The sequence below is a fragment of the Paenibacillus sp. 01L418 genome (assembly GCF_056400045.1).
Map to the genome: position 1 here is coordinate 1 of NZ_JBFTSN010000242.1, position 9,733 is coordinate 9,733.

At 45.0% G+C, this 9,733-nt stretch carries 7 protein-coding genes and 1 pseudogene; 3 read left to right on the plus strand and 5 right to left on the minus strand.

The window, feature by feature from the left end; genetic code table 11:
- Both AC1DSE_RS23020 and AC1DSE_RS23025 read right to left on the minus strand, forming a co-directional pair.
- Nucleotides 1-2,798 (minus strand): extracellular solute-binding protein (locus AC1DSE_RS23020; RefSeq protein WP_477528242.1); only part of this gene is annotated, 2,798 nt, incomplete at its 3' end.
- Nucleotides 2,799-2,899: 101 nt separating this feature from the next.
- The gene (locus tag AC1DSE_RS23025; RefSeq protein ID WP_477528243.1) at nucleotides 2,900-4,291 is read right to left on the minus strand and encodes an ABC transporter substrate-binding protein; all 1,392 of its coding nucleotides are present in this window, start codon (nucleotides 4,289-4,291) and stop codon (nucleotides 2,900-2,902) included.
- Nucleotides 4,292-4,843: 552 nt separating this feature from the next.
- On the opposite strand from AC1DSE_RS23025, the gene tlp reads away from it, so the two are divergent.
- Together tlp and AC1DSE_RS23035 are read left to right on the plus strand one after the other, a co-directional pair.
- Nucleotides 4,844-5,059, plus strand: coding sequence for a small acid-soluble spore protein Tlp (gene tlp, locus AC1DSE_RS23030; protein ID WP_477511185.1), 216 nt, complete (start codon nucleotides 4,844-4,846; stop codon nucleotides 5,057-5,059).
- 505 nt (nucleotides 5,060-5,564) lie between these two features.
- Nucleotides 5,565-5,762 (plus strand): annotated as a pseudogene (locus tag AC1DSE_RS23035) (transposase); the annotation flags it as partial.
- 112 nt (nucleotides 5,763-5,874) lie between these two features.
- Here AC1DSE_RS23035 and AC1DSE_RS23040 read toward each other — a convergent pair.
- From AC1DSE_RS23040 to AC1DSE_RS23050, 3 genes are all read right to left on the minus strand, one after another.
- Nucleotides 5,875-6,741, minus strand: coding sequence for a MurR/RpiR family transcriptional regulator (locus AC1DSE_RS23040; RefSeq protein WP_430063153.1), 867 nt, complete (start codon nucleotides 6,739-6,741; stop codon nucleotides 5,875-5,877).
- 101 nt (nucleotides 6,742-6,842) lie between these two features.
- Nucleotides 6,843-7,583, minus strand: a complete 741-nt coding sequence (locus AC1DSE_RS23045) for a glycerophosphodiester phosphodiesterase (protein ID WP_477528244.1) — start codon at nucleotides 7,581-7,583, stop codon at nucleotides 6,843-6,845.
- Nucleotides 7,564-8,598 carry a phosphotransferase gene (locus tag AC1DSE_RS23050; RefSeq protein ID WP_477528245.1) on the minus strand — a complete coding sequence of 345 codons (1,035 nt, stop codon included), beginning with the start codon at nucleotides 8,596-8,598 and terminating at the stop codon, nucleotides 7,564-7,566. Before AC1DSE_RS23050 ends, AC1DSE_RS23045 begins: the two co-directional genes overlap by 20 nt.
- Before the next feature lie 187 nt (nucleotides 8,599-8,785).
- Here AC1DSE_RS23050 and AC1DSE_RS23055 point away from each other — a divergent pair.
- On the plus strand, nucleotides 8,786-9,733 hold a 948-nt coding region (locus AC1DSE_RS23055; protein WP_477528246.1), incomplete at its 3' end, for an FAD-dependent oxidoreductase.

Genomic DNA, 9,733 nt, shown 5'->3' on the forward strand with positions numbered 1-9,733 from the left:
TCGGTGTACACCTCGTAAAAGGCATTATAGATGTGCCGATCGAGTGAATAACCGCCTGGGACAGCAGGTCTGCCGACGACCCAGTTCAGCTCCTCAACCAGCTGATTCATTTCCTTTGCTGACCATGGAAGACGCTGCAAAGCTTCTAAATTCGCAGCTGCATATCGCGCCGATTCCCCTAATATCGCTTCCATCTCACGCCCAAACGTGACCTGTGCCTCCGTGTCCGTCCACCATTTCATAAACGCCCAGCCTGCCTCTTTATTTTTGGCGTCTTTGAACATCACTGTGCCTGTAGCTGAGCTAAGTGTGTCGTGGCGAACCGTTCCCGCCTCGCTCTTCGTGCCCGGGACCGCGACAAAACTCCACTGGCCTCTAATTTCCGGGGCAAAAATCGTCAAGAAATTGAACGTGGTATAATCCGCAATACCAATTGGCATCTCACCTGTGCGGAAACGGTTAATGAAATCAAATTCAATTGGCAGCTTATAGTTGGTATACAGCTCCGTCCACTTTTGGAACGATTCTATGCCAATGGCCGAATCAAGATCCGTTGCAATCCCATCTTTTTGGTAATATTGGCCGCCATTTTGATAGAGCATCGATTCAAACACGATATTTTGCGGCAGCGCCAAATCCATGTTGTGCTTCTGGAGCTCGGGGATGATACGGTACATATCTTCCCATGTTTGCGGCACGTCCAAACGCAGCTCTTCCAAAATATCTTTGCGATAGAATAGCATTGGGAACGATTGTGTTTCTGGTAGAGCAAACACGCCGTCCTGATACTTAAAGCTTGCGAAAGCGCTATCCATAAACCGGTCCTTAACCTGTGCAAATTCCGGGAAGCTGGATAAATCCTGAAGTGCGTTCCGCATCGCAAAGTTAATTACATCGCCTTGGGTCAGCGCGATATCCGGGCCTTTCCCGGCTAGCGTTGCCGGCAGAACGACTGCTGGATTCACGAGCTGTAAATTAACTGAAATGCCGGTTTGCGGCGTAAAGGTGTTGTCAATCATAGACCGAAGCAGCTGAGCCTGATCTCTTCCTGCTGCAATCCACACGGTTACTTCCTTGTCTCCTTGCTTGACGTTGCTGATGTGGCTGTAATCTTCGGAAAACGATCTGGCAAAGGACATCACTTCATGTACAGACTTCCCGATGATTCCAGTACTGACCTTCGGCACAGGTACGTCCTGCGATTTGAAAAACAAATAATCGATTTCAAGCGGCTGTTGATTTACGGTAAGCAGCCAAGTGCCGAGGGCGGTCACATTATCCTTGAAGCCTTTGAGCCGTGAGGTCAACGTCTCGGTACGGCTTCCAATATCCTTCAATTGATAGGAGGTTGTTCTTAAGATCGTCGTGCTGGCGCTCGTGCCGCCAACCAGCTCATCCATCCGATCTGCTGCGGCGGTAAGAAACTCGCTCTGTTCCTTAAACACCTTTTGCAGCTCAGGAATTTTTTTCTCCAGCTCATAATCACGCAGAGGGTCTGGCGAAGCCGAAGTGATCATGATGATTTTAAGATACAATGCGTTGAGCTGCTGGATGCTGGAACGCACCATTCGAATAATTTCAGCGAGGTCGCCCATCGTCAGCTCCAGCTTGATTTCATGCTTCCCCTTGGTCAAATAAAATAAGTACGGCTTGCCATCCTCGCCAGGCATTCCAATCTGCCATGCACCGTCATAACGGAAAGGGATAGCTTCCGCCTCCTTGAACGGAATTTTCCCGTCGATGGAAAGCTCTCTAACTACGTTGACGCCTCTGACCGTATTTTGCTTGTATCTAAGGCCAAATTCATAAAGCCCGTCTTCTGGAATATCAAGGTTCCACGAAATCCACTGTCCGGGAATTTTCCAGTTGACGCCTCCGATTGTATTCATTCTAATTTTTGATACATGATAGGGTTCCGTGCCAGGACTGGAGCGATCATTCAGCGGATACAATGAGGGATTCGATTTGAACGCGGCGTCCTCGCCTTGAAGCTTAATAAACAAGCCATTCGTCGCACTATAGCCTTGCTCTTGATACCCTTGTGCTACTTTCTCATAGGGAGGAATTTCTTCTTGCTGGTAAAGCTTCAAATAGTCTATAATCATCGGTTCTCTTAGAGAAACGAGTGAAATTCGATGTTGGCCTTTGGATAGATAAAAGGAGAACGGCTCACGATAATAACCTTCCGCATCACGCAATACTCTCTCCTGCCACTGCGGGCTTTCAACTTGTCTCGGCCGCAAATCATTTTGCTTGGCATCCTGCTCTAGCTCGGCCAGCTCATTGCGCCATACCCGTGAGAAAACAAGTCTGGATGCTTCTTCAAAAGGAACTTCACCGTCGATACGCAGCTCTCTCTCAATGGGTGAAGTGTTGCCTTCCACCGGAAAATAGCGCAAAGCCATATGATATAATCCGTCTTCTGGCACAACAACATCCCAATGAATCACACCTGAATCTTCCGTTTCAACGACTGGCGTCTCGGCACCGTCGTAAACTTCAAATTTTTCAGCATTCATACCCTCAATCGCAGCAAAGGATTCGGCTTCAATTGTTTGATTGATCGATGGATGCGGCACATTTGCATACTCAGCTGCATACTCTTCATAGCGATTTCCTGCTGAAGGAAGGTTTGCTAATTTCTTCTCCAATAAGGCTGATGCCGCATGAGTAGACTCCAGTATGTGATCGCTGCCTGAGGAGCGGCTCGCAGGATAAATGGAGACGATTGTCAGGCATAGGACCAGAGCCAGCAGTGCGCCAACTACTCTCTTTGTTTTCCTGGTTACCTTCAGCATGCTAACCCCTCATTCCTCTTTAAATGGTCGTCCATATAAAAGGATGGGAATCCCTTATGGGGATTCCCTGCGATGCTGTTTCATCAATCTAGTCTCATCCTTTATTGTGCTGCCTTTGTTGTTGTTTGTGTATTCAAATCCTTATCAATCGCATCCTGCGCAATTTGTTTATTTCGCTCAAGCACCGTCTCTGGCGACTCGCCGCGATTGGCAATTGAATAGGAAATATCGCTTAAAGCTCCGCCTAGCGGCAGAAAAATAGGCTGTGCATATTTGAGAGAATCGAGCATCACTTCAATATCGCTTTCATCAGCAAGCAGCTGCTTCTCCGCTTCCTCGCGGTTAATCGGCTCTACGCGATCCCACATTTGAATTTGTTCCCAAATATAAGCTTTCTCTTTTGCTCTCTTGACGATGGCAGGGATATAGAACTGCACGTAGTTTTCAATGCTGCCTTGCCATGTTGTTGCTTTTGGACCTTTGGGGAAATAAACAAAACCTTGCTCATCGGTCATTGTTGTTCTTGTTGCGCCTTCCCATACTTCACCAGTCACCATTGCGGCTTTACCGGAGTTGAATAACGYTTGCGACTCATTGTAATCCTCGAAATTCTCGTTTTTGTTAGGAGCGACGACTTTATGCACGTTAAATAGATCACTAAAAAATCGTAGTGCTTCTAGTAGGTTTGGATCGTCATAGTTGAAGACGTTTTTGCCGTCTTTGAGTGTAATAAAGGAGGAGTTGTTGGAGTGAATCAAGATGCGTGATAGATTTCCGACGATATTGGTGACGCCCCATTGGTCGATTACACCGTCGCCGTTCGTATCTTTTGTCGCTTTTTTGGCGATGTCTAGGAAAGCGTCCCATGTCCATTTGTCTTGAGCGATCAAATCATGCGGATCTGGAAGACCTTCGCGCTCAAATAATGTTTTATTGTAGTAGAGACCAGAGGCGTTGTTGATATTGGAGGTAAAGCCGTACATTTTGCCATTGACCGCACCGTGCTGCTTCAAGCCTGCAGGCCATTTGGGATCATCAAAATTGAAGAAATCATCCACCGGCATAAACAATCCTTGATTGATGGCCGGCACTGCAAAATAGTAATCCAAAGGTACGATATCGGCTGCCGACTCACCAGAGAGCGCGGCGTTTGTAACCATTTTTATGTTTTCGCCCCAAGGCACCTTCTCCCACACGATCTTCACATTATATTTCTTCTCGGCAGCCCGCCACTTCTCCAGTGTTGCTGCACCTTCCGGCGTATCCTCTGACGGTCCGTCGACCCAGTGAATAATTTTTAACGTCTCGCCGTTCATGTCGATAACCGGCTCTACAGGCGGAGCTTCTGTCGGTGTAGCCGTTTCGGCAGTCGTATCATTCGTAGGCTTGTTCGTAGCTTTCTCACTTCCGTTATTGGTGCCCTTGCTGCATGCCGATACAAAAACGAGCGTAACCGCCAATAAAACCATTGCAAATAATTTTATTTTCCGCATAGCTTTACCCCTCCAATGGATGAAATGCAAGAGCTCATGCTTACTCTACATTTGCTGCGATCAACTGCTGTTTGGTCATCCCTCCCTGTTATCAGTTCAAGTTCCAACCCCGCATCGATGCCTTCATGCCCCACTTACTTGGAAGGTTTCGGCTTACTTTTTATGTGATTGTCATGGTAGTCCACCAATAATGAGATGCTATAAATCCTTCCAGAAAGTGATGATCTTTCCTGTTTACAACATATCATCACTGGAGGAATTTTTCAATAATTTTATTTTTTCTGAAAGAAAATTCTTTTATTCGAAAATCTGCTTTAAAACCGTTTGGAAAAATCGTATTTTAAARGGTTCGTCCTTTTCTGGCTGAATCCTTTTTTAAGCTATCATACAATGGATTTTTTCTCCACTATTAATTTATATATTAAAAAAATATGCCTTTATTCTATATTGTCAGAAAATTTAAACATTAGCTGCCAGCGCTCTCTATTGGCATAATTTCGGTGCTTGTCGGACATCTTAACTAGGACTATTGTACAGAGAGGAGGATTACAAATGGCTAAACCAGACAACAGAGAAGATAATGCCGCTCATTTGCAGCAGCATATTAACAACACAAAAGAAAATTTGCAAGAAGCTGAACAGTACTTAAATGAATTTGCTGATGAATTATCTTCGGATCAGCAGCGATCGATTGAAGCTAAAAACGAGCGCCGCAAAGAAAGCATCCAATCTTTCGCAGCGGAGAAGCAGGACGAAGCAGGGCAATAAACGCTCTTTATCTTCATAGAGACCCATCAAAGAAAAGGGGGCTGACCCTAAAGCAATTTCCGAATCATTCAGCCCCCACTTTTCACGTAATATGCTGGCAAAAAAGAACCTTCAGATTCACTTTCATAGTGGTTTTGAAGGTTCTTTTGCACATCCTATGAGATTCTCTCTCTCAGGTTTACCCTTTTGGGATATCCCCTTTTCTAATTCGGCAACTCTGCACTTCTACATTGTCCTTCATTATTTTCTATATTGCATATTCGCAGGATAGCGGCTTCTTTCTCACACTTACGTGCAGCTATACTGTATTTCCTACAATATAAGCGCTCTTAAAGTACTAAAATGGCAGATCATATAGCAAGTTATTGCAAAAATACAACATAGATCTCCAACACAGCTAAACATGGGCGAAGTTCCTGCAATTTTGCAGGATAGCTGGACATAGATCGCGGAAATTGGAGTTGGAGACTTCTCAAAATAGCATTAAAACAAAGGAAAAGTGTAAGGATATACGTTGTCGGTAAGACGAATGATTGAACCCGAAAGTATAATCGGGCAGATCAAGAATAACCGGGGATTTCGGCGTTTTCTGCTCTGCTGCTTGCCTAAGGTTAGTCTAGAGGTCAGGTGGCTTTCGCTTTTCCACGATCTGATGAAGCAAACAAATACAGACCAGAATAGAAAAATAGCCGTACAGGAATAGCTCTCCTGTACGGCTATTTTTCATGTGAGCAATTCCTTCAGAAGCTAAACGCTTTTGAGACAGCCCTATTTTTGATGGGCTTTGCGATATGATCGAAAGAGTGCCCTATCCATTAATACAGCTTGTCTACGACGGAGCGAGCCGTCTTCTCCAAAGCTTCTGTAGCATTATTTTTCTTATGAGACAACAAATTGCACAAAATATCCAATAGATGTACCTGAGTAATTTTTGTAGACCAAGATCCGCCTTCGGTAGGCATCTCACGTGAGGGCACCAATAAAATGGTGTCGGCATGTGCTGTTATCGGAGAACGCATATGGCTTGTCAAACAAATGACCTCAGCTCCATTAGCTCTCGCTTGTCGCAGCGGATCTACCAGATCCCTCGTGCTCCCCGAGGTTGATATGCCAAACACCACTTCCCCTTTCTTCACAAGCGATGCAGACATGGCGATTATATGGGAATCCCTATGCGCCTCCACATTCATTCCAATTCGCATCAGCCTATAATGAAGATCAAGCGCTGTAATACCGGATGATCCTACTCCAAAAATATAAATTTTGTCCGCTGCGAGCATCCGATGGACTGCTTTCTCCAAATCCGCCGGATTGATTAGATCAAGCGTATTTTTCAGCATCATTTCGTTGCGAAGCGTAATCTTTCTTGCCTTCGTCAGCGTGCTGTCTTCTTCTTCTATTTCAACGGTCGAGTACGACGGACGGTTGACCAAATCCTGCGCAATAGAAAGCTTAAACTCTTGATAACCGCGGAAGCCTAACTTGCGGCAAAACCGAATAACGGACGTTTCGCCTACCCCCGCCTGCTCAGATAAATCGGTTACCGTCGCCATAACCGCTTCCTCGGGATTTGATTTCACATAGTCGGCTACTTTTTTTTCCGCTTTGGTCAAGGAAGTATATATACTCGAAATCAACAAAAGCGTATTGGATTGGTTAATTTTTTGACCTGCCATCTTCATCGTATCAGCTCGCTTCATAGTGTACTTATCTAAATAGTTAAATGATCTACTCATGGCTTACAATAAAGGTAATACCCTCAAAACATCCTGATCAATCCCTATCACTTCACATAATCAGGATAATCGGTAATAATGCCATCAACGTTAAGATCGAGCAATGGCGGCACTTCCGCTGCCGAACGAACCGTCCAAGGCGTCGTTTTTTTGCCTAATGCATGAATGGTATCTACGAAACTTTTTGTAACGAGATTCAAGCTCGGGTTCACATAATCCGCATACACAGCTGTTTCTTGAAGCTTCTCTGCCGTTACATCTTCAGACTGATAAACAAGCAAACCAACTAAAACCTGGGACATAATAGCACTAAATCGCTTCACAGAGCTCTGATCAAAAGATTGAACAATAATAGAAGCAGGATCTTCATCCAGCATGCCGTGAGCACGCAGCTCTTCGGCTAACTTCTGCTCTATCCCCGGATATAGCCAAGGCGCCTTAATCTCGATTAAGATACCGATTTTCCCTTTGCATAAGTCGAATACCTCTGATAGTGTTGGAATTCGTTCACCTTCAAATTTCGCATTAAACCAGCTTCCTGCGTCCAGTTCACTCAGCTGAGCCATCGTAAAGTCCAGCACCTTGCCTCTGCCATTACTCGTACGATCAACCTCTGTATCATGAATAACAACAAGCTGCCMATCCTTCGTAAGCTGAATATCCAGTTCCAAGAAATCAGCCTTCATCTCAATCGCAAGCTGAAAGGACGCCATCGTATTCTCGGGTGCATACCCGGCCGCACCTCGGTGGGCAATGACGATAATTTTTTTATTGATTGCTGGTTTCATTCTGATCCCTCTCCTCTATCCATTCCATCCACTCATCAATATTTGCTGACATTTCCTTTAAGGACGAGAAGGTCAACAGCACCTGCTCATTGCCAAGCTGCTGCTCCGGCTCACCGAAAATATCTTTGTGCAGCGAACGTCTCATATTGTACTCCAGCCATTCGAGCATGCTGCCCATTCTGCCGTAGAAAGCTTCCTTCACATGCGTTAGCTTTGTCCCACCGGCCTTTTGATATGAGCCTAGCATCGTCATAAAAATCTCTTTATTGACGTGACCCGTATCAATCCCGCTCCAGCTTAAGGCAGCATCAAGCAGCTCCATTGTTGGATTTGTTGAACCAGCTGCTTCCCAGTCAATAATATGCGGATGAAGACCGTCCTTCCAAACGACGTTTTTCGGATTTAAATCGCGATGGCTGAAGCACTGGCTATCGTTCAACATCTGGCTGGCTTGCTGATACTGATGATTCCATTCTAACAAGTCATTGAATCCAGCATCAATCTGCTGTGCCCATGGCGTCGCTGTCCTAAGTCCATCATCTATCAATTCCCTTAAGTAGTCCTGCCCGAAGGAAGTCCAGAGTGGGCTATGTTGCTCCTCGAATTTTAAGTTGTGGATTTTATGAAGCAAAGCTCCAATTATACTCGCGTGTTCCCTGCGGCAATCAGCAGGAGTAATGACAGTCCCATCAATCCAATTAAATAGCATAACATCCACACCAGAAACCTGAGTAATGATGTCATTATTAACCGTCTTTGCTAAGACGGCAGGTATACCTGCACTTGCTGCGGCTGCTGCAATACGCTCCGAGAGCAAATAATTGGACAAGACACCTGCTCTTGACATAATTTCAGGGTTTAATATTTTCAAGGCGAATTGGCCTTCTATTGTGCTGAGCTTCCACATGTGATGAAGCAAACCGCCAGTGACTGGACTTGGCTGAATGAGAGGCACTCCAATATCATAATGAATACAAAGACTCGTAACCCATTGCATACTGATATCTTGAKGCAATAGAATCCCTCCTCTTTCCTTCAATTGACTTTCACAAATTAAAATAATGTTCGGATATTGGCTTCATGGACTGCCAGAATTTTGAAAAAGATATTTTTTTTAATAATATCATAATTGGTGGATATAATCTCTATCTCGTGTTACGATATAGCAAATTTTCATTCAATTCTAGAAGGGCGGGACTCGAATGGAACAACAATCGATTACGGCTGACATCATTATACTTGGCGGAGGGCTTGGTGGATGCATGGCTGCACTATCCTCAGCTAAGTTAGGCATGAAGGTGATTGTTACGGAAGAAACAGATTGGATTGGCGGGCAGTTGACTAGTCAAGCCGTTCCTCCCGACGAGCATCCTTGGATTGAAAGCTTCGGCTGTACCCGTACATATCGTGAGTTTCGCAACCGTATTCGCCGTTATTACAAGGAAAACTATCCCTTAGTAGAAGACGCCAAAAATAATGATCGCCTAAACCCAGGAAACGGCTGGGTCAGCCGACTTTGCCATGAACCAAAAGCCGCGCTTCATGTGCTTGAGACTATGCTTGCTCCTCATATCAGTAGTGGAAAAATAACTATTCTACTCGGCTATCATTTAGAGTCCTCTGAAACAAACGAAGACTTGATTGAATCTGTCCTTATCAAACATATCACCTCAGGTGAAATGAAGAAGCTGCATGGCTCCTACTATTTGGACGCGACCGAATGCGGCGACCTTCTTCCTCTTGCCGGTGCAGAGTATGTATCAGGAGCTGAAGCAAAAGCTGAAACAGGAGAACCGCATGCGCTCGAACAGGCCGATTCCCTTGATATGCAATCCTTTACGTATGTTTTTGCTTTAGATCACATGGAGAATGCAGATTATACGATTGAGAAACCAGAGCAGTATGACTTTTGGCGAAGCTTCATTCCTGCGCATTCACGCTTCCCGCTGTTCGGCTGGAAAATGGGAGACATTCATGACAAGGATCAGGACAAAGAAATCATCTTCATCCCCGATGGGAAAGAACCCATGCCCTTCTGGACTTACAGGCGCATTATTGACCGTTCTTTGTTTAAAGAAGGCTCGTTTGAAAGCGATATCACTTTAATTAACTGGGCACAAAACGATTATTATTTAGGACCTATTTATGAG